Below are 19,470 nucleotides of genomic sequence, written 5' to 3' on the forward strand. Positions count from 1 at the left end.
CGGAGGAGGCGTTTCATAACGAAGCGAATAGAAGAGAGTATAAACGCTTCGCTCGTTAAGAGAGCGGTATGAAAGGGCGGAAACAAATTGAAAAAAGGAATCATTTGTTTCGTGTTTTCTAGTGTAATACTTAGCTCATGTTCATTTCAGCAAACGATGCAAGAAGAAAAAACATTTGTAGGAACAACAGGAGGGGCTAAGGACCGTGTTACTGATCCGATTCCCCTAAAGGAACTTCCAAAATATTTTCCAGAGAAGTTTAAAGTTCCAACGTTTTTACCTTATGACATTACGAGTGATGTGAAGGGAGAGGTAAGAACGATGGGAAAGAAGAATGCTGTCTTAACGATTAAATATAAGCAACAAGAGAAAGGAAGGCACGATTATATAGAATTAACAGTGGCCAACTTTTCTTACAGTTTTCCATACCTCGTAGAAGAGAATCGATTTCAAGAACAAATGAAATTGAATAATGGAGCACCTGCTTATTTTAAAAATAAGGATGATTACGAGCGAGGGGACGAATTTGCTACGCTTATATGGAAAGAGAAGGGGATTGAATATCAGCTATTATATCGTAATGTAGACGAGAAAGATGGAGATGTGATTAAACAAAATCTACTGTACATTGCGAACAATATGGAATGAAAAAACTAGCTGAATTATACAGCTAGTTTTTGTATGTTATTTCTTTTTAATTTTGCCTGACCAAGATTTAAATCCACCTTTTAATTGGTAGAAATCTTTGTAGCCTTGTTTTTTTAAGTATTGAGCTGCACGGCCTGTACGGAATCCGCTTTGGCAGTATAAATAAACAGGTTGATCTTGGCGAAGTTCTTTGTGGCGAAGGCGGATTTGTGATAACGGAATGTTACGTGCACCTAAAATGTGCCCTGCGCTATATTCGTCTGCTTCGCGAATATCGATAAGCTGTGCTTTACGGTAGCCAGCGCGAAATTCTTCTTCTGTAAGAGTTTTAATTAATTTTTTCTGATAGAAATACATCCATACAGTGTAACCGATGAACGCTACGATTACGGCTAATAAAATAATCCAACTTGTTGACACGGTTCTATCGCTCCCTTTTTTCTAATCCTACTTTCAATATTATAATGCCCATATGTATTTATGCAACAGATTCATTCGCATATATGAAGAAATTTCGTATTCTTTCACAAATTTTGTCGAATTTGGTAGACTAGAGAATGTGAAAAATAATTGGTTATATGAGGTGCAGGATGGGAAAAGAAAAATGGTGTTATATTAACTCTGGTCAATGTTCACCAGCATTTAATATGGCGTTAGATGAATGCTTATTAAATTGGCAAAGTGAAAAGAAAATGCCGCCAACAATTCGTTTTTATGAATGGGAAGTGCCGACATTAACAGTTGGGTATTTTCAGCGTGTTGAAAAAGACATTAATATGGATGTAGTTAACGAAAAGGAATATGGTTTCGTTCGTCGTCAAACAGGCGGCAGGGGTGTATTACATGATAAAGAATTAACGTACAGTGTTATTGTGTCTGAAGATCATCCAAATATGCCAAAAACAGTTACAGAAGCGTATCGCGTTATTTCGCAAGGGTTATTAGACGGTTTTAAGGCATTAGGATTAGAAGCATATTATGCGGTTCCCAAAACAGAAGCGGATCGTGAAAATTTGAAAAACCCACGTTCAGGTGTATGCTTTGATGCACCATCTTGGTATGAGATTGTAGTGGAAGGAAGAAAAATCGCAGGCAGTGCTCAAACACGTCAAAAAGGTGTTATTTTACAGCACGGTTCTATTCCGTTAGAAATAGATTTAGATGAGTTATACGATCTATTTTTATTCCCGAATGAACGTGTAAAAGAGCGTATGAAAAATATGTTTTCTTCTAAAGCGGTAGCGATTAATGAATTAACAGATCGTACATTTACGATTGAACAGTTAATTAAAGCGTTTGAAACTGGATTTGAAAAAGGATTAGATATAGAGCTTGTGCCGTATGAACTAACAGAAGAACAGCTTCATGAAGTTCAAACATTAGCAAAAGAGAAGTATGAAAGTAACGAATGGAATTATAAAAAATAAGGAGATGGCGACCGCCATCTCCTTATTTTTATAGTAAATTAAGTACTTTTTCTACTTTGATTCCTTTATCTTGTAAAGAACGAAGGCGATTTACAACGTCCATAATTTCTTTATCGAATGTAACGCTAATACCTTGGCTTTGTAGCTCTTCTTTTAATCCTTCAATAGAATCATCTATGTCGATGCCAAGCTCGTAATCTTGACAAACTTCAATTGTCTTTTTCACAAGTTTAACATAATTTTCTTGTAATTTTGTATTTGTTTCAGTCAAAGCAGGTTGCTTTGGTTTTGCAGGAGTAACCGGAGCTGTCTCTTGCTTTTTAACTGGAGTAGGTACTGTTTTTTTCACAGGTGCTGGAGTAGATAGTTCTACAGCTGCTTCAACACTTACTGGCTTCGGCGTTGGTACCGGAGTAGGTTTAGGTGCAGTAGCAGGTGTTTCTACTCGCGTAACAGGCTTTGGAGCAGGTGTAACTGCTTTTGGAGCTTCTACAACTACTTCTTTTTTCGGAGTAGCTTCTACAACTGTTTCTTCTTGCTCAGCAGCTTCTTTATTTTCTTTGCTCCACATAACGCGTTCAACTTCTAGAGAAACATTGTTTTTGTTCATCGCTGTTAATGTAACTTTACCAACTTCAGCGTTCCCAGTGAAATCAACAATTTTATAAATAACACTCTTGTTCCAATCCACGTTTCCGCTCAAAAATAATTCTTCGTTACATTTCGGCGTTAAGCCCTCGATTTTAATTTCTGCGTTTACACCGTTTTCACTATATACCATAATTAGCGAAGCATTTACATCTTCGTCTGCTAACATTAGTTCACGTACCATTTTGCCGGTGCGTACTTGCGTTTTCTTCTTAACTGACATCTAATTTCTCCTCTCAAAAATTCAGTAATAATAAAAAAATCGTATAACGAAAAATAATTGCTCACGAAGATTTATGATACCGATAATAAAAGCATCACGTCAACAATTAACTTTAATTATTTTGCATTTTTCTTATTTTCTTTATGAAATTTTTCAATTTGTAAAATTAGACAGAAGAAAAACAGCCTTTTGAAAGGCTGTTAAAATTTAGATGTTTTATATAAAAATTTGTAAAGAGTATAAAAAGAAAGTGTGACAAGAGTGCCTTGCCAAATAGACAAATTATAAAATAAGTATGGTTGTGTTTTAAAAAATACGTTTGAAAAAACTGATAAGACAAAAGGTATGAATACTGATAATAAGAGAAGTGCTTTTTGTTTCCAGGAAACTAGTATTGTAAAAGAAAACCGTCTAAATAACGAAAAAGTTATGAAAGCACCAATTGTTAAAACGATAGCAGATAATATTGTTCCAGGAATACTAAATGGAATTCCTGAAGTGTTTGTATCTGAAAATAGTTTTTGCATAAGAGTAGTGAATGTATCGTATCCAATTTGAATAGCTAATAATAAACTAACTGCAAATCCAATAACGGCAGCTTGTTGGAGAGAATTTTGATGTTCTGAAGAATTAATCAATTCATCGCAGTAAGCTTTTAAATCTTCTCCGAAAATATCATGTGCATTTTTACCATCTTCTTGCGCTTCTAAAAGATGATCCAATATTTCTAAAAGCAATTCTTCCATTTGCTTTTGCGGAACGCTAGTAAAACGTAAATAAATAAGCATATCTCCATAGGCAGCTTCGTTTTCAGCTGTTAATAACTTTCTTTTTTCATTGTTTAACTTAACCATTTCTTTTTCGGTCATAACCTCATTACTCCTTTTTAAATTCTAAGTATTCTTTTTTGAAGAAAAGTTTATATAGTACATAGCAAGAGATGGCTAGTAAAGTGCCGATCCAAGGTGAGATTTGTAATGTAGCATAGGGCTGTTTAATAAATAAAAAGGAAATACCGATTAAGAGTATCCATAGGCTATGGCGTATTAAAAAACTTCCTATATGCCTCCAAATAGTTGTTTTATTTTTAAATAAATCAGTGTTAATAAAATCGAAAACAAAACGTATCATAAGATGTACGGACAAGATAAATGCGAGCAGATAAATGAAATCAATGTGTACAAATTTAAAACGTGCCTCATTTGAAAATAAGGGGAATACAAATGCAATTACGGACGAAATAGTAAAGTATATTGCTAGCAGGTAACAAGTTATAAATAAAGGGATTGATAATTGTTCCCATAAACTTTGCTTCGGTAGGGCAGTAATTAGCTCGTCACAGTACGCCTGTAAGTCGTCGCCAAAAATATCGTAAGCACTTTTTTCTTCTTGCTGGGCTTCAATAAGGTGATCTAGAATTTCAATTAGCAGTTCTTCTGTGTGGTATTCTGGTACTTTAGCTAAGCGGATGTATATTAACATGTCACTATAGGCGGTTTCATTTTCTGTAGTTAATAATTTGCGCTTTTGGTTATTTAATTCGATTAAATCTTTCGCCTTCATCCTCATCACTCCCCTTGTAATAAGTTGTTTACGGTCGTTGAAACCATTCCCCAGCTTTTTTTAAATTCTTCAAGCTGTTCTAATCCTTTATCGGTTACGTGATAATATTTACGCTTTGGACCGAGTGAGGAGGATTTTAATGTCCCTTCAATCAATTTTTCTTTTTGCATACGTAACAATAACGGATATATGCTTCCTTCGCTTACGAATGTAAAGCCGTGTTTATTTAATTTTGTACTCAGTTCATATCCGTACACTTCTTCTTGTGAAATGATGTATAGGATGCAACCTTCTAGTACACCTTTTAACATTTGGCTGTGCATGATTTCACCACCTTTTACTCAGGTAACTTGCGTTGCAAGGTAGCTGTTATCCAAATTATAACATTCAGTAACTTGCAACGCAAGTTACTGAAGTGGAAAACTTTAATCTGTGTTAATTTTACTTTGTTTCCCATACTAACGAGAGGAGGGAAGCATATGAAACCATTTATGCCAAAAATCGTTTACTTTGAACCGAGGGCACTCGAATATCCGCTCGGAAAAGAGCTTTATGAGAGGTTTACGAAGATGGGATTAGAAATTCGTGAAACGACATCACACAATCAAATTAGAAATTTGCCAGGCGAAAATGAATTGCAAAAGTATCGTAATGCAAAAGCGACACTAGTCGTTGGGGTGAGGAAGACATTAAAGTTTGATACATCAAAGCCATCAGCTGAATATGCAATCCCGCTTGCAACAGGGTGTATGGGACATTGTCATTATTGTTATTTGCAAACGACACTTGGTAGTAAACCTTACGTAAGGGTGTATGTGAATCTAGATGAAATATTTGAGAAGGCAAAGCAATATATGGATGAAAGGGCCCCTGAAGTAACAAGATTTGAAGCGGCGTGTACATCAGACATCGTCGGAATTGATCATTTAACACATGCATTAAAGCGGGCGATAGAGTTTATCGGAGAAAGTGAACATGGACGTTTACGTTTCGTTACAAAATATTCGCACGTTGATCATTTATTAGATGCAAAGCATAATGGGAAAACGCGTTTTCGATTTAGTATTAATTCACGTTATGTGATTAAAAATTTTGAACCAGGGACATCGCCATTTGAAGAGCGAATTGAGGCTGCTCGTAAAGTAGCGGGGGCTGGTTATCCTCTTGGCTTTATTGTTGCGCCAATTTATATGCATGAAGGGTGGGAAGAAGGATACCGTGAATTGTTTGAGCGATTGTACAATGCGTTGAAAGATATGGTGATACCAAACTTAACATTTGAATTAATTCAACACCGCTTTACGAAACCGGCAAAAAGGGTCATTCAAGAGCGTTATCCAAATACGAAACTTGAAATGGATGAAGAGAAGCGTAAATATAAATGGGGACGATACGGGATTGGGAAATATGTATATCAAAAGGATGATGCAGAAGTGCTGGAGGTAACAATAAGAAGTTATATACATGAGTATTTTCCTGATGCAGAAATTCAATATTTTACATAAGGGGAATCTGTATGCGAATATGGATTCTTTTTTTGTTTTATATATTTAGGCTCGTTTCTACCTTGTCACGTTATTCTTTCTGGTGTATCATTTTATTGATTGCTTCGTACGGAATAAGCAAAATGAAATTGGATGGAGGAAACCGATGCCTACCCCTAGTATGGAAGATTATATTGAACAAATTTATTTGTTGATTGATGAAAAGGGTTATGCCCGTGTATCTGATATTGCTGAAGCGCTTAGTGTACATCCATCCTCTGTAACAAAAATGGTACAAAAATTAGACAAAGACGAATATCTAATTTATGAAAAATATAGAGGGCTTGTATTAACATCAAAAGGTAAAAAAATCGGAGAACGTCTCGTATATCGTCACGAATTGTTAGAACAGTTCATGCGCATTATCGGTGTGGATGAAAGCAAAATTTATAATGATGTAGAAGGAATTGAACATCATTTAAGTTGGGAATCAATTGACCGTATCGGTGATTTAGTACAATATTTTGAACAAGATGAAGTTCGAGTAGAAACACTTCGTGGTGTTCAAAAAGCAAATGAAGAGAAAAGTAATTAAGGGGAACGTGTGGCGTTTCCTTTTTTATTTCAATCGAAAAGGACGGGAGAATAATGAAAGCGATTATTTTTGATTTTGATGGATTAATTGTGGACACAGAAACAATATGGTTTCACTCTTTCAGAGATGCTGTTCGTGAGTACGGAAGCGAGTTACCTTTAGAGGAATTTGCAAAATGTATTGGAACGACAGATGAAGTGCTTTATGCATATTTAAAAGAGCAATTAAAAGAAAAGTTTAATGAACATACATTAAAGGAAAAAGTAACAACTTTACATAAAGAAAAAATGAAAATACCGAAAGCACGTGACGGTGTAAAAGAATATTTAGAAGAAGCGAAAGAACTTGGATTAAAAATCGCATTAGCCTCTAGCTCATCTAGAGAGTGGGTCGTTCGTTTTTTAGAAGAGCTACAGATTAGAGAGTATTTTGAAGTGATTAAAACGAGAGAAGATGTAGAGAAGGTAAAACCAGATCCAGCTCTTTATAAAGTTGCGATAGAAGAATTAGGAGTTGAACCATCGGAAGCTGTTGTATTTGAAGATTCATTAAATGGATTGAAAGCAGCAATTGCAGCAGGATTAAAATGTGTCGTCGTACCTAATGATGTGACAAGAAATTTACAATTTAAAAACCATCACCTTCGTATCGAAAGTATGAAAGAAAAAAGTTTGAAAGAAGTACTTCAACATATAAAGTGAGACTTTAATCAGTCGGGGCTTTTTTCATCCCCACTGATTATTTGCCTATACTAATTGAGATAAAAAAAAGACCGTATTTCCTAAAAGGAAGCACGGTCTTTCTTTTTGTTTTTTTTACCTTCAATGACAGTTAAATGAGATTGTTTTCTTTTTCTTTTCAACGATGGAGAATTACCCTTTTTCCCCTTGTCATCAGAAGCATTTCGTTTCAAGAAAGAATTGCTTAGGGGTGCTACATTTTGTTTCCCGTGTTTGCGGTTCGAGTGTTTCGCTGCACGCTTATATGAGCTTTGCGAATTTGCAGAACCACTAGAGTTTGTAAACATTTTGTAGAGTAAGTAAAAGATACCGACGACAGCTAACATGATACCAATGTTTTTCAATACTCCCATTGGATCTGTAATAACAGATGAAACAAGGCCGAATATTGCTAATCCGATAATAAGCACAAATATAGCGAATGTAAACGAACGACCGTTCATAAGGGACACCTCCTAAAAACATATATTAAAATTAGTATATTAACGATGAGGAAAGGAGTTGAACACCATTTTTAAATAATTATTGTTTGTTTTCTAAACGTAATAATTCTTCAAACGATGCGATTGCAACTTCAGCTTGATCATCTGTTGGTTCTTTCGTTGTTAATAGTTGCAGCCATAATCCTGGATATCCAAGTACTCGCAAAACAGGGACATCTCGTAATCGATTGGTAAATTGTAATACTTCAAAAGAAATGCCGAGAACAACTGGAATTAATAAAATTCGGTTTACTACCCTTGCCCAAAGTGGATCTGTAGGAACTAGGAAATAAACAAACATTCCAATAATGACTGTAAATATTATAAAGCTACTGCCACAGCGATAATGGAGGCGAGTTTGCTTTTGAACGTTGTCTACAGTTAGTGGAAGATTATTCTCATAAGCATTAATTACTTTATGCTCTGCACCGTGGTACTGAAACACCCTCTTAATAAGTGGGGTTAAAGAAATAAAGTATATATAGCTCAATAATAACATGAGCTTAATGACACTTTCGACAATGATTTGCCCTGTATGAGATGGGAAAATCGGTCTTGTTAGTTCAGCTAATAGTGCAGGAACTGCTGTGAAAATTACTTTACCGAATATGAACGATAAAACGCCAACTGCTGCAACCCCTAATACCATCGTTAATTTTGATTGTTCTTCTTTTTTATTTGCAATTTGTTCATCTTCTTCTGGGTGGACATCAAATCGTTCTGAAGCAAAGTTTAAATGCTTCGCTCCATTCGCACTTGCGTCCACGATAGCGGCAATACCTCGTATAAATGGAATCTTCTTTAGGATAGATAATGCTTTATTACGAACGCGTGGTAATCGATAAAATTCAATCGATTTATCTTTACGACGAACCGCTGTAACAGTATATTCTCTACCGCCAAACATAACTCCTTCTATGACTGCTTGCCCGCCATATATTTGTTTTGACTCTTCTGCCATGTTAACACCAACCTGTATTTGTTTCTCTCTTATGTAGAAAAAGAGGTAATTGTCATACTTGGTCCTGCCATTTTGAAATGAGACAATCACCGAGTTTCCTTTATTTTATCGACAAATACAAGCAGATGACAAGGGGAAATGTTACGAGAGTAGGACATTTCTTATTCTTTTTATAGACAAATTTCGCAGAATTTAAACATGCTTCAAAATAGTTTCGGGCATACTATTGAGCGGAGGTGTCAATGTGAATCAAGAACAATCAACGATAAGGAACTTTGTACAAATTGGTTTATTTGGTGGCTTATTTTGGGGAAGTATATGGTATTTCCTTCATATATTCTCGTTTACAGAAGCTGGACCTAATTATTTCCTTTTACCGTTTGCATTTGGAGATTGGAAAGAAGGGGTTTGGGGAAATGTGCTAGGCATCGTTTGTATGGGATTTCTTTCAATTTTAGTGGCCTTGCTCTATAAAGCTCTTTTTAAAAAGTTTGAAGGTGTATTACCTGGTATACTATACGGTTTATTTTGGTGGGCATTATTATTTTTGGGAATGGGGATAATGGCACCAGTTATTAAAAGTGCACTTCATTTACCGAAAGAAACAATCATAACAACAACATGTATCTTTATATTATATGGTGTCTTTATTTCATACTCTGTTGCATTCGAAGCGAACAATACAAATAGAGGAGAAGGGCTCGAGAAGACAAACTATTCAAACAAGTGATTCGTATGTTAAAATGTCGTATAGACATTCTTTAATATTAAGGAGTTTTAAGAAAATGAAAAAGTTACTCCTCGTAAATGGTCCTAACCTAAATCGCCTTGGTGTCAGAGAGGTAAATGTATATGGAGAAGGAACGTTAGCGACGCTTGAAACAGATATGAAACAAGAAGCAGAGAAAATGGGAGTGGAGTTAGAATGTTTTCAATCGAATCATGAAGGAGCTATTATTGATATTATTCATGAGGCTGATGACATATATGAAGGAATCATTCTAAATCCAGGTGCATTTACGCATTATAGTTATGCGATTCGGGATGCTATCGCAAGTGTTTCGATTCCAGTTATTGAAGTACATATTTCTAACATTCACCAGCGTGAATCGTTCCGTCACGAATCTGTGACGGCGGCTGTTTGTGCAGGACAAATTGTTGGATTTGGTTTTTATGGCTATAAGTTAGCGTTATTTGCATTAATGGAGAAATTGAGGGAGGCATAAAGTAATGGGAAAGATCGAGAGATTAAGAAGCGCATTTGCTGAGGCTGGTATTGACGGTATCGTATTAACGAATGAACATAGTCGTAGATATATGGCGAATTTCACAGGAACAGCTGGTGTTGTACTAATTTCAAAAGAACGTGCTCTATTTATTACAGATTTCCGTTATGTAGAGCAAGCTAGTAAGCAAGCGGTTGGATATGAAATTGTACAGCATGCAGGATTAATTCTTGATGAAGTTGCGAAACAAGTTAAAGAACTTGGAATTCAAAAACTAGGATTTGAACAAGATACTCTTACATATAGCTCTTACGTAACGCATAATGAAGCGATCGATGCTGAATTTATCCCAACTTCTGGGCTTGTAGAAAAGTTACGCTTGATAAAGACTGATTCAGAGATTAAGATATTAAAGGAAGCTGCACAGATTGCAGATGCTGCCTTTGAGCATATTCTATCATTCATTCGCCCGGGAGTATCTGAAATTGAAGTGTCAAATGAACTTGAATTTTTCATGAGAAAACAAGGAGCAACATCTTCTTCTTTTGATATTATCGTTGCTTCAGGTCTTCGTTCGGCATTACCGCACGGCGTGGCATCTGAAAAAGTGATAGAAACAGGAGATTTCGTTACATTAGACTTCGGTGCTTATTACAAAGGATATTGCTCTGATATTACTCGTACAATTGCAGTCGGTGAACCATCCGATAAATTAAAAGAAATTTATAATGTCGTTTTAGAAGCACAACTACGTGGTGTAAACGGTATTAAAGCTGGTTTAACAGGCCGTGAAGCGGATGCGTTAACGCGTGATTACATAACGGAAAAAGGATATGGTGAATACTTCGGACACTCTACTGGTCATGGAATCGGTCTTGAAATCCATGAAGCACCAGGTTTAGCGTTCCGTTCTGATACAGTACTTGAACCAGGTATGGCTGTAACAGTAGAACCAGGTATTTATATTCCAGGTATTGGCGGCGTACGTATTGAAGATGATATCATTGTAACAAGTGAAGGTAATGAAGTAATTACGAAATCACCAAAAGAACTTATTATTTTGTAATACACAGGAGGATTTTTTTACATGATTTCAGTAAACGATTTTCGTACAGGTTTAACAATCTCAGTGGACAATGCCCTTTGGCAAGTAATGGATTTCCAACATGTAAAGCCAGGTAAAGGTGCTGCATTCGTTCGCTCTAAACTACGTAACCTTCGCACAGGATCTGTTCAAGAGAAAACATTCCGTGCAGGCGAAAAAGTAGAAAAAGCACACATCGAAAACCGTCGTATGCAATACTTATACGCGAGTGGTGAGTCTCACGTATTTATGGATAACGGAAATTATGAGCAAATCGAACTTGGTGAAAACCAAATTGAGCGCGAATTAAAATTCCTAAAAGAAAACATGGAAGTATCTATTATGACATACCAAGATGAAGTACTTGGTGTTGAACTTCCGAATACTGTTGAATTAAAAGTGTCAGAGACAGAACCTGGTATTAAAGGTGACACAGCTTCTAACGTAACAAAACCAGCTACATTAGAAACTGGTCTTGTTGTACAAGTACCAATCTTCATTAACGAAGGCGAAATGCTTATCATCAACACTGGTGAAGGTAAATACGTTTCTCGTGCATAGTAGAAAAGCACTCGTGATTATCACGAGTGCTTTTTTTATAGAAAGTAGGGTAGATAGTAAATGGCAGTTATAACAAAACTAACTGTGACGAGTGAAAGGGTACCCATAATATATGGAGTCAAAACAATTTGAAACGGGCGTATTTCTCCAGTTTCAACACCGGTAAAAGTTTTATTCATTGCATGATCCATATTGTTATTTCTAAAGTTACTCATAATAATTAACCATGTAATCGCAAATATTGCTAAGCTACCAAGGAAAAAGCTCTCCATAAATGACCAACCAACGAATTTTGAAAAAAGATAAATAATAGCTAATTCTACTACAATTGTTAAACTAATTTTTAATGCTTTCATATTTTCCCCCCTCATTTTGTACGTCCAGCCAATTTAAAAAATTCTTGCGTGATACGACATGTAGTGAGCAAGGTGACTTTACTTCTTTCTCAAGTGCAGCATGTTCGCCTGGAAACTTGTTTTCCACATGTAATGAAATATAAGGTAGTTTCTCCTGCGCCTTTAAAGAGCGAATGTTAGTCGTTTTAGCACCAGCGAATACGTATGTGAGTTGTAAGTCTAAGAAAGCAACTTTAAAGATTTCTTTTTTAGCGGCCTCATTATATCCTTTTCCCCAGTATGGATAGCCGATCCAACTGCCAATGTGAGATTGCTTTTTCTCATAATTAATATGTTTAAGCGTGGTGAGGCCAATTATTTCATTTTCTTCATTTACAATCACTCTTGATAAGGAGTGCTTTTTTCGTTCCTCTTCAATTGCAAAAAGAATGAATGCTTTTGTATCTTCCACTGATTCTACTTTTAGCCCTAATGCATTTTTTACATGTGGATTGCTTGATAGCTCGAAAATCACATTTGCATAGCGAAAATCGAGTGGTAATAAAGTAACGTGCTGCATCGTCCATACTCCTTTTCTATTAAATATATCATAAAAAATAAGAATATTCAGATTTAAAAAAGGTCGGAATAGGAAAATTATGTTTTTACTTCTGAAATAGACAACCTCTGCATATGGTTGTACAAATATATTCTTTTTTAGAATAAGGAACTAGTAACCGTTATGGGAGAAGGTGAGAGAATGAAACAGTGGCTAGCGGCAATGGAAACATCCGTACTTGTGATGGGGTTACTTCGGTTGTTTTCAGGTAGCGCGGAAATATTCGCCGCTTTGCTTATGCTTTATGTGAATGATGCGAAGAAAGCATTGTTTATAAATGGTATGTTGGCGTTTGTTGGACCGACCGTATTAATTTTAACAATGACAATTGGCATAGCGAGTGTAGCAAGTGAAATTTCTTTCTTGAAACTCTTTTTTCTAGCGCTTGGAATTGGCTGCATTTTTATCGCGTTGTTGAAATAGTAAGTCGAGTATAGTGGGGAGAAGCTTATGAAAGAAGTATTAGAGGTATTACCGAAAACGATGAAACAGTTAGTTGAAGGTTGTAAGCAATACGATGCTCTAGAAGAAATTCGCGTTCGAATTGGAAGGCCGCTAGAGTGCATCGCGCATGGAGAAGTGTTCTTTTATGACTATATCGCTACAGCGGAAGATGCACTCTACTTATTGAATAAATTAAGTCAATTTTCGATTTATACGATGGAAGAGGAATTGAAACGTGGATATGTGACACTACGAGGAGGACATAGAATTGGTCTAGCCGGAAAAGTCATTACAGAAAAAAGTGCGGTGAAAATGATTAGGGATGTCTCTTCTTTTAATATTCGTATTGCCCGTCAAAAAATAGGGATTGCTGAGCCGCTTCTGCCATATCTTTATGAATCACGATGGTTAAACACGATGGTAATTGGCCCACCGCAAACGGGGAAAACAACACTTTTAAGAGATGTAGCACGCTGTATGAGTCAAGGTGTGAGTGCTTCGAAAATTCCTTCATGTAAAGTAGGAATTGTTGATGAACGATCAGAAATTGCGGGCTGTGTGAAAGGGATCCCGCAATATGATTTTGGCACGCGAGTAGATGTATTAGATGCTTGTCCAAAAGCTGAAGGAATGATGATGATGATTCGTTCTATGAGTCCAGACATATTAATCGTAGATGAAATTGGACGTAAAGAAGATAGTGAAGCGATTATGGAGGCGGTGCATGCTGGCGTTCAGCTTTTTATAAGTGCACACGGATTTTCTTATGATGATGTTGTGAAACGTCCATCGTTACAGGCGGTGCTGGAACTTGGTGTATTTGATAGGTTTGTGGAATTGTCAAAAGCGAGAGGACCAGGAACGGTTATGCAAGTGAAAGATAGAGATGGAAAACCAGTATTAGCGCATAGAAAGGCTCAAGGCGTATGGTGAAAATATTTGGTGCGGTATTAATAGTTGCTGTTAGCACTTTTTTTGGATTTTCATACGCTAAGCGGTATAGTGAGAGACCGCGGCAACTTAGGTTATTGAAGGCGGCATTACAATCATTAGAAGCTGAAATTATGTATGGGCACACACCTTTATCTGAAGCTGCAGAGCGATTAGTTAAGCAAATGCCCAAGCCATTAAATTGGATATTTCAAAGCTTTTCGAAACGTCTAGAAAGCGGGGAACAAACAGTTAGAGAAGCTTGGATTGATAGCTTGAAGGAGAACTGGTCATTAACAGCGTTTAAACAAACTGAGTATGAGATTTTGCAACAATTTGGTGAAACACTCGGACAACATGATCGTGAATCACAACAAAAACATATTCGCTTATGTATTACTCATTTGGAAAGAGAAGAAGGGGAAGCAAAAGCCTTACAACTACAATACGAAAAAATGATAAAGAGTTTAGGGGTACTAGCAGGGCTACTTATCGTAATTTTACTGCTATAAGGGGGAGAAAGGCGATGTCTATTGATGTTGGATTAATATTTCAAATCGCCGGAATCGGCATTGTTTTAGCTTTCATTCATACCGTACTAAAAGAATTAAAGCGTGAGGATATTGCAAATTGGGTTATCCTTGTCGGTTTCGTCGTCATTTTATTTCATGTTGCATTTTTAATTAATACTCTGTTCGACAAGATTAAAAGTGTCTTTCTCTTCCAATAAAGGAGGCGGTTCGAATCGAAATTATACAAATTGTCGGATTAGGCCTCGTTGCTACATTTTTAGCTGCTGTTTTGAACCAGCATAAATCTAGTATTACATCGTTATTTATTGTGTTCATTGGTAGCATGATGTTTCTTCTGTTAATTGATCAAATCCACTCTATTTTACAAATGATTGAGAGAGTGGCGAGTGAAGCGAAAGTTAGTAACGTATATGTAGAAACGTTATTGAAAATTATTGGGATTGCTTATATCGCTGAGTTTGGAGCGCAAATAACAAAAGATGCTGGTCAAAGCGCGATCGCTTCAAAAATTGAATTAGCTGGAAAAATCTTAATTCTCGTTATGGCGATTCCTATTTTGACGGTTGTAATTGAAACCATTCTCGGATTTTTACCTACGGGATAAGGGGGAGTGAATGTTGAGGAAGTTCGGAGCTAAGCTGCTATTTGCTTGCTTCCTTTTCTTTTCTTTACCGATTGTTGTACAAGCTTCTCCTATAGAAACAAACGTCATGGATCAACAATTGGATAAGCTCGGAATTGAAGATGTGAAGCAATTTTGGGACGGGCTTGTTACAAAGTATGGAGGCTATTTACCGGAGAGTCAAAAAGGAAGTTTTATGGAGTTTGTAAAGGGAGAGAAAGAATTCTCCATAAAAGAGTGGATGTTAGGGTTATTAAAATATTTATTTCACGAGCTCGTTGCAAATGGAAAATTACTTGGAACGCTCATTATGCTCACAATTTTTAGTGCATTGTTACAATCACTGCAATCTGCTTTTTCGAAGAGTAGCGTAAGTAAAATTGCTGATGCCGTCGTATACATGGTACTTATTATTTTCGCCTTAAATAGTTTTTATGTTGTTATGACATATGCAAGAGAGACGATACAAACAATGGTAGATTTCATACTAGCATTATTACCAATTTTACTCGCACTCATAGCGACTGGTGGTGGTGTCGTGTCTGTAGCATTTTTCCATCCAATCATCATTTTCTTAATGAATACGAGTGGGCTTCTTATGAATTATATCGTTCTACCACTTTTATTACTTGCAACTATATTAAGTATTGTAAGTACGATGAGTGATCAATATAAAGTTACGAAATTGTCCAAGCTTTTGCAAAACGTTAGCGTTGGGATTATGGGTATCTTTTTGACGGTTTTTTTAGGGGTATTATCTGTACAGGGAACCGCTTCAGCCGTTGCTGATGGCATAGCTGTGAAAACTGCTAAATTTGTAACAGGAAACTTCATTCCTGTAGTAGGAAGGATGTTTACTGAGGCAGCGGACACCGTTATTAGTGCATCTGGATTATTAAAAAACACAGTCGGGATTATCGGGCTCGTCATTCTGTGCCTAATTGTCGCTTTTCCAGCGATTCAAATATTTTGTATCGCATTTATTTATAAATTCGCAGCGGCAGTATTGCAACCAGTTGGCGGAGGAGCAATTATTCAATGTTTAGATATTATCGGACGAAGTATCATTTACGTATTTGCTTGTTTAGCTATCGTGTCGTTTATGTTCTTTTTAAGTATCACGATTATTATTGCTGCGGGGAACATTACGCTCATGATGCGATAGGAGGTGAAGAGTATGCAATTTGTTACAGAGTGGATTAGAAATATTATCGTTTTTTTACTCTTAGCGACAATGCTTCATCTTATTCTTCCGAATTCAAATTTACAAAAGTACGTTAAATTCGTTGTAAGTCTATTGTTAGTTGTATTAATTTTAACGCCTCTATTTAAGTTGTTACAAACAGATGTAAATGAAGTTATCGCAAATTTCAATGAAGAAAAGTACGTAGCAGATGGATCAGTAAAAAATTCGATAGATTCGAAGAAAAAAGAAATACAAGCTCTAACACGTGCATATAGTTTAGAAGAGATGGCTACCAAAATGAAAAAAGACGTAGGAAAAGATTTTGAGAAAAAGTATGGTATGACAGTCTCTGAAATACAAATAGTCGCAGTGAAACATGCAGAAGAAGTAAAGTCAGCGAAAGATATTCAATCTGTTGTTGTGACGTTGAAAGAAAAAGAGCGTAGTAAAAATGATGCAATCGAAACAGTAAAGTCAATTGAAATTAATACGAAAGAACCACCAAAAAAATTAGAAGAAACGAATGTAGAAATGGAAAATTTCTTTTCAAGCAGGTGGCAACTAGAGGATAAACAAATCCAAGTTCAGATGGAAGGGAGGACAGGTAGCGTAAATGGACAATAAAGATAAAAATTCGAGGTTCTCATTTTTTCGAAACTTATTGAATGGGGATGAAAAAGAAAGTAATGAGAAGGGGAAAAAAGTAACACCTAAGTTTTTGCTTGTCCTACTCATACTTGGGATTGCGCTTATGTTTTCTAGTAATTTCTTTGCACCTAAAAAAGAAGAAGTGCCTGTGTTTAAAGAAAAGACAAGTCAAAACCAAGATAAAGATGTACCAACTTTCGGACAAAAAAACAATGATAATATGTCAAATGTAGAAAAATATGAAAAAGCGTATGAACAAGAATTGAAAGCTTCTTTAGAAGAGATAGCTGGAGTAAAAGACGTAACTATTAAAGTGAACTTAGATTCATCTGAAGAGAAAATACTCGAGAAAAATACAGTGAAACGCTCGCAAACAACAGGTGAAACTGATAAAGCAGGCGGTAAAAGGGAAGTAGAGGACGAGTCTCTTGATGAAAAGACCGTCATTATACGTGAAGGTGATAAAGAAACTCCAATTGTTTTGCGAACAGAGAAACCGAAAGTACGAGGTGTTCTTGTCGTAGCAAAGGGAGTGGATAATATACAAATAAAAGCAATGGTAAAAGAAGCTGTGACGCGATTGTTAGATGTACCATCTCATCGCGTTTCAGTATCACCGAAAAATTGATAGGGAGGAAATAAAGTGTTAAAAAAACAAACGGTTTGGCTATTAACGATGTTAAGTTTAGTGGTTGTACTATCTGTTTATTACGTAACAACTCCTGAAAAAATGAATACAGCAGCACCGGCAACGGGTGAAAAGATGGGGCAAGAAAAGCAAGGTGCTGATAAAGCAGTTACAAAAGAAACAACGAAAGAAACTACAAATAAAGAGACAACAAAAGAGAGTACAAGCAAGGAAACTACAAATAAAGAAACAGACAAAAAAGAGAATGACAAAAAGGAAACAAGTAAAAAAGAGGCTAGCGTAACAGTTCAATCAAGCGATGAGAATTTCACAGCGCTACGTATGCAAATGGAAGATCAGCGTAGTGTAGAGAAAGAAAAGCTACAAAATGTAATGAAATCATCAAAATCTTCAGCAGAAGAAAAGAGTAAAGCGAAAGATAATCTTGATGCAATCACTACAATGGAAACGAAGCAACAATTACTTGAGACAGTGATTAAATCTCAAGGCGGATATAAAGATGCTCTTGTAAGAGCTGATGGAACAGACATTAAAGTAACGGTTAAATCAGCAAAGCATTCACAAAAAGAAGCGAATAAAATTATTCAGCTTGTAAGAAGTGAAGGTGGTCCAAAAGATGTAGGTGTGAAATTTGATCCATCAGTAAAATAAATTATAATAGGTGTTGCTGCTTCAAATGGGATAAAAGATGCAATAGAAAAAAGCTATCGATTTCGATAGCTTTTTTCTATTGCATCTTTGTTGTTGTATTTAGTCTTTTCAATTGGAAACGGGGAAATACGCTGTGAGTAAAAGATTAATGGTTCATGATAATGGTGATTACTTTTTCCAGATTTGACGTGGATGAAGAGGACCAATGCCCAAATCACTACGGCAGGCAAGAATAGAATGAGCCATATCATATGTCCACACCTCACTACAATAAATTTTATACACTTTGAACATACTATTCTTATATGAAGGAAGAATGAACGGCACGTAAACAAAAAAAAAATATTTGGTAAAAATATGTTTTTTATCTTAGAAAAAAGAAGAGTGGTTAGGGAATTACGTGTTTACAATGTGAAGTTTTGAAAAAGTGAAAAATGTTTTTTTTGGGAAGTGGTCTTGCCAATTTTGTGTGAAACTTGGTATTATTACTAGGTAATAATTTTTTAGTGGAATAATATTTTTACAGGAGTTTCGATTTATTATAAAGAAATATAAATTGGAATGTTTAAAAAATTTATCGTAAGATGGGAATAGTAAATATTTCTATTAGTAAATGAAATAAATTTTCTAATAGAATACATCGTATTTTTACAGTCAATCTAGTTTTAGTGATGAGAATCTGTAAAAACGGGACAAACAAGAGTATGGGAGTGGATTTTACATGTTTAAAATTCAAGAAGTTCGTGAATTAATTAAATTAATTGATAGCTCTAATATTGATGAATTTGAATACAAAAAAGACGGTACAACAATTAAAATGAAAAAACGTGGTAATGAAGTAGTTACTGTGCAAGCACCTGTAACGAAACAAGTCATGCAACCAGCAGCACCTGTTGAATTAGAAACAACAGTAGCGGCGGCACAAGTAGAAGTGCCAAAACAAGAAGAGAAGACAGCTGTTCAAAATGAAAACCTGCATAAAATCACATCACCGATGGTAGGAACATTTTATTCCTCTTCTTCGCCTGATACACCTCAATATGTAAGTGTTGGGGACAAAGTATCGAAAGATTCTATCGTATGTATTGTTGAAGCTATGAAATTATTTAACGAAATTGACGCAGATGTAGAGGGCGAAATTGTTGAAATTCTTGTTAATAACGGACAGCTTGTTGAGTATGGACAACCGCTATTTCTTGTAAAAGCGTAAT

Annotated in this window: 29 protein-coding genes; 19 read left to right on the top strand and 10 right to left on the bottom strand. The window is 35.9% G+C overall.

The features are described 5' to 3' along the window. Positions 1-111 precede the first annotated feature (111 nt). Positions 112-648 (top strand): hypothetical protein, encoded by a 537-nt coding sequence (locus MRBLBA3_RS01045; protein WP_002094413.1) that lies wholly within the window; start codon positions 112-114, stop codon positions 646-648. A 36-nt stretch (positions 649-684) separates the two neighbouring features. Here MRBLBA3_RS01045 and MRBLBA3_RS01050 read toward each other — a convergent pair whose 3' ends face one another. Then, complete coding sequence (locus MRBLBA3_RS01050) at positions 685-1,068, bottom strand: rhodanese-like domain-containing protein (protein WP_000108092.1); 384 nt, start codon at positions 1,066-1,068, stop codon at positions 685-687. Between the two features lie 170 nt (positions 1,069-1,238). Between MRBLBA3_RS01050 and MRBLBA3_RS01055 the strand changes: the two genes are divergently transcribed. Beyond that, on the top strand, positions 1,239-2,075 hold the full coding sequence (locus MRBLBA3_RS01055; protein WP_000514069.1) for a lipoate--protein ligase family protein: 837 nt from the start codon (positions 1,239-1,241) through the stop codon (positions 2,073-2,075). A gap of 28 nt (positions 2,076-2,103) precedes the next feature. Here the strand turns inward: MRBLBA3_RS01055 and MRBLBA3_RS01060 are convergent, their stop codons facing one another. The 4 genes from MRBLBA3_RS01060 to MRBLBA3_RS01075 all read right to left on the bottom strand — a co-directional run bounded on the left by MRBLBA3_RS01060 (position 2,104) and on the right by MRBLBA3_RS01075 (position 4,832). Next, complete coding sequence (locus MRBLBA3_RS01060) at positions 2,104-2,946, bottom strand: hypothetical protein (RefSeq protein ID WP_016130248.1); 843 nt, start codon at positions 2,944-2,946, stop codon at positions 2,104-2,106. Between the two features lie 200 nt (positions 2,947-3,146). Further along, on the bottom strand, positions 3,147-3,815 hold the full coding sequence (locus tag MRBLBA3_RS01065; protein WP_097810844.1) for a DUF1048 domain-containing protein: 669 nt from the start codon (positions 3,813-3,815) through the stop codon (positions 3,147-3,149). A gap of 7 nt (positions 3,816-3,822) precedes the next feature. Further along, entirely contained in the window at positions 3,823-4,509 is a 687-nt protein-coding gene (locus MRBLBA3_RS01070; protein WP_044737806.1) for a DUF1129 family protein, read from the bottom strand. Positions 4,510-4,514: 5 nt separating this feature from the next. Next, positions 4,515-4,832: a PadR family transcriptional regulator gene (locus tag MRBLBA3_RS01075; RefSeq protein WP_212087985.1), complete on the bottom strand. Its 318-nt coding sequence runs from the start codon at positions 4,830-4,832 to the stop codon at positions 4,515-4,517. Positions 4,833-4,988: 156 nt separating this feature from the next. Here MRBLBA3_RS01075 and splB point away from each other — a divergent pair, with 156 nt between their 5' ends. The 3 genes from splB (at position 4,989) to MRBLBA3_RS01090 (ending at position 7,289) form a co-directional block, all read left to right on the top strand. Beyond that, positions 4,989-6,014 (top strand): spore photoproduct lyase, encoded by a 1,026-nt coding sequence (splB, locus tag MRBLBA3_RS01080; RefSeq protein WP_044737755.1) that lies wholly within the window; start codon positions 4,989-4,991, stop codon positions 6,012-6,014. 145 nt (positions 6,015-6,159) lie between these two features. Next, positions 6,160-6,588, top strand: a complete 429-nt coding sequence (mntR, locus tag MRBLBA3_RS01085; RefSeq protein WP_001143080.1) for a transcriptional regulator MntR — start codon at positions 6,160-6,162, stop codon at positions 6,586-6,588. Between the two features lie 53 nt (positions 6,589-6,641). Then, on the top strand, positions 6,642-7,289 hold the full coding sequence (locus MRBLBA3_RS01090; RefSeq protein WP_363379548.1) for an HAD family hydrolase: 648 nt from the start codon (positions 6,642-6,644) through the stop codon (positions 7,287-7,289). A gap of 80 nt (positions 7,290-7,369) precedes the next feature. On the opposite strand, the gene MRBLBA3_RS01095 is transcribed toward MRBLBA3_RS01090, so the two are convergent. Together MRBLBA3_RS01095 and MRBLBA3_RS01100 are read right to left on the bottom strand one after the other, a co-directional pair. Beyond that, entirely contained in the window at positions 7,370-7,771 is a 402-nt protein-coding gene (locus MRBLBA3_RS01095) for an SA1362 family protein (protein WP_001014444.1), read from the bottom strand. A gap of 79 nt (positions 7,772-7,850) precedes the next feature. Further along, positions 7,851-8,771 carry a DUF1385 domain-containing protein gene (locus MRBLBA3_RS01100; protein WP_000797098.1) on the bottom strand — a complete coding sequence of 307 codons (921 nt, stop codon included), beginning with the start codon at positions 8,769-8,771 and terminating at the stop codon, positions 7,851-7,853. A gap of 244 nt (positions 8,772-9,015) precedes the next feature. Between MRBLBA3_RS01100 and MRBLBA3_RS01105 the strand changes: the two genes are divergently transcribed. The 4 genes from MRBLBA3_RS01105 to efp are packed head-to-tail and all read left to right on the top strand — an operon-like array spanning position 9,016 to position 11,642. Continuing rightward, positions 9,016-9,501 carry a YqhR family membrane protein gene (locus tag MRBLBA3_RS01105; RefSeq protein WP_363379550.1) on the top strand — a complete coding sequence of 162 codons (486 nt, stop codon included), beginning with the start codon at positions 9,016-9,018 and terminating at the stop codon, positions 9,499-9,501. 55 nt (positions 9,502-9,556) lie between these two features. After that, complete coding sequence (aroQ, locus tag MRBLBA3_RS01110) at positions 9,557-9,997, top strand: type II 3-dehydroquinate dehydratase (protein WP_000735138.1); 441 nt, start codon at positions 9,557-9,559, stop codon at positions 9,995-9,997. Between the two features lie 4 nt (positions 9,998-10,001). Continuing rightward, positions 10,002-11,063, top strand: coding sequence for a Xaa-Pro dipeptidase (gene pepQ / locus MRBLBA3_RS01115; RefSeq protein WP_000515968.1), 1,062 nt, complete (start codon positions 10,002-10,004; stop codon positions 11,061-11,063). A 21-nt stretch (positions 11,064-11,084) separates the two neighbouring features. Then, positions 11,085-11,642, top strand: coding sequence for an elongation factor P (gene efp, locus MRBLBA3_RS01120; protein WP_363379552.1), 558 nt, complete (start codon positions 11,085-11,087; stop codon positions 11,640-11,642). A 35-nt stretch (positions 11,643-11,677) separates the two neighbouring features. On the opposite strand, the gene MRBLBA3_RS01125 is transcribed toward efp, so the two are convergent. Beyond that, the gene (locus MRBLBA3_RS01125; protein WP_000645559.1) at positions 11,678-11,998 is read right to left on the bottom strand and encodes a hypothetical protein; all 321 of its coding nucleotides are present in this window, start codon (positions 11,996-11,998) and stop codon (positions 11,678-11,680) included. Next, positions 11,979-12,557 (bottom strand): GNAT family N-acetyltransferase, encoded by a 579-nt coding sequence (locus MRBLBA3_RS01130; protein ID WP_212087983.1) that lies wholly within the window; start codon positions 12,555-12,557, stop codon positions 11,979-11,981. Before MRBLBA3_RS01130 ends, MRBLBA3_RS01125 begins: the two co-directional genes overlap by 20 nt. 180 nt (positions 12,558-12,737) lie before the next feature. Here MRBLBA3_RS01130 and MRBLBA3_RS01135 point away from each other — a divergent pair, with 180 nt between their 5' ends. The 9 genes from MRBLBA3_RS01135 to MRBLBA3_RS01175 are packed head-to-tail and all read left to right on the top strand — an operon-like array spanning position 12,738 to position 18,259. After that, positions 12,738-13,019, top strand: a complete 282-nt coding sequence (locus tag MRBLBA3_RS01135; protein ID WP_000816054.1) for a YqhV family protein — start codon at positions 12,738-12,740, stop codon at positions 13,017-13,019. 27 nt (positions 13,020-13,046) lie between these two features. Next, on the top strand, positions 13,047-13,973 hold the full coding sequence (gene spoIIIAA / locus MRBLBA3_RS01140) for a stage III sporulation protein AA (RefSeq protein ID WP_000665881.1): 927 nt from the start codon (positions 13,047-13,049) through the stop codon (positions 13,971-13,973). After that, positions 13,967-14,482 carry a stage III sporulation protein SpoIIIAB gene (gene spoIIIAB / locus MRBLBA3_RS01145; RefSeq protein WP_000238699.1) on the top strand — a complete coding sequence of 172 codons (516 nt, stop codon included), beginning with the start codon at positions 13,967-13,969 and terminating at the stop codon, positions 14,480-14,482. The genes spoIIIAA and spoIIIAB overlap by 7 nt, the downstream gene beginning before the upstream one ends. Before the next feature lie 14 nt (positions 14,483-14,496). Beyond that, positions 14,497-14,700: a stage III sporulation protein AC gene (gene spoIIIAC / locus MRBLBA3_RS01150; protein ID WP_000020914.1), complete on the top strand. Its 204-nt coding sequence runs from the start codon at positions 14,497-14,499 to the stop codon at positions 14,698-14,700. A gap of 23 nt (positions 14,701-14,723) precedes the next feature. After that, entirely contained in the window at positions 14,724-15,107 is a 384-nt protein-coding gene (gene spoIIIAD / locus MRBLBA3_RS01155) for a stage III sporulation protein AD (RefSeq protein WP_079999168.1), read from the top strand. A 10-nt stretch (positions 15,108-15,117) separates the two neighbouring features. Then, entirely contained in the window at positions 15,118-16,290 is a 1,173-nt protein-coding gene (gene spoIIIAE / locus MRBLBA3_RS01160) for a stage III sporulation protein AE (RefSeq protein ID WP_000944631.1), read from the top strand. Positions 16,291-16,302: 12 nt separating this feature from the next. Beyond that, on the top strand, positions 16,303-16,935 hold the full coding sequence (gene spoIIIAF / locus MRBLBA3_RS01165; RefSeq protein ID WP_001161029.1) for a stage III sporulation protein AF: 633 nt from the start codon (positions 16,303-16,305) through the stop codon (positions 16,933-16,935). Then, positions 16,925-17,587: a stage III sporulation protein AG gene (spoIIIAG, locus tag MRBLBA3_RS01170; protein WP_000368892.1), complete on the top strand. Its 663-nt coding sequence runs from the start codon at positions 16,925-16,927 to the stop codon at positions 17,585-17,587. Before spoIIIAF ends, spoIIIAG begins: the two co-directional genes overlap by 11 nt. Before the next feature lie 15 nt (positions 17,588-17,602). Beyond that, complete coding sequence (locus tag MRBLBA3_RS01175) at positions 17,603-18,259, top strand: SpoIIIAH-like family protein (protein ID WP_000914727.1); 657 nt, start codon at positions 17,603-17,605, stop codon at positions 18,257-18,259. 53 nt (positions 18,260-18,312) lie between these two features. Here MRBLBA3_RS01175 and MRBLBA3_RS01180 read toward each other — a convergent pair whose 3' ends face one another. Next, the gene (locus MRBLBA3_RS01180; protein ID WP_044737760.1) at positions 18,313-18,510 is read right to left on the bottom strand and encodes a hypothetical protein; all 198 of its coding nucleotides are present in this window, start codon (positions 18,508-18,510) and stop codon (positions 18,313-18,315) included. A gap of 470 nt (positions 18,511-18,980) precedes the next feature. Here MRBLBA3_RS01180 and accB point away from each other — a divergent pair, with 470 nt between their 5' ends. Continuing rightward, entirely contained in the window at positions 18,981-19,469 is a 489-nt protein-coding gene (gene accB / locus MRBLBA3_RS01185; RefSeq protein ID WP_044737761.1) for an acetyl-CoA carboxylase biotin carboxyl carrier protein, read from the top strand. Position 19,470 lies beyond the last annotated feature (1 nt).

This window comes from Bacillus sp. LBA3-1-1.1, from assembly GCF_040676495.1.
Taxonomy (GTDB): Bacteria; Bacillota; Bacilli; order Bacillales; family Bacillaceae_G; genus Bacillus_A; species Bacillus_A nitratireducens.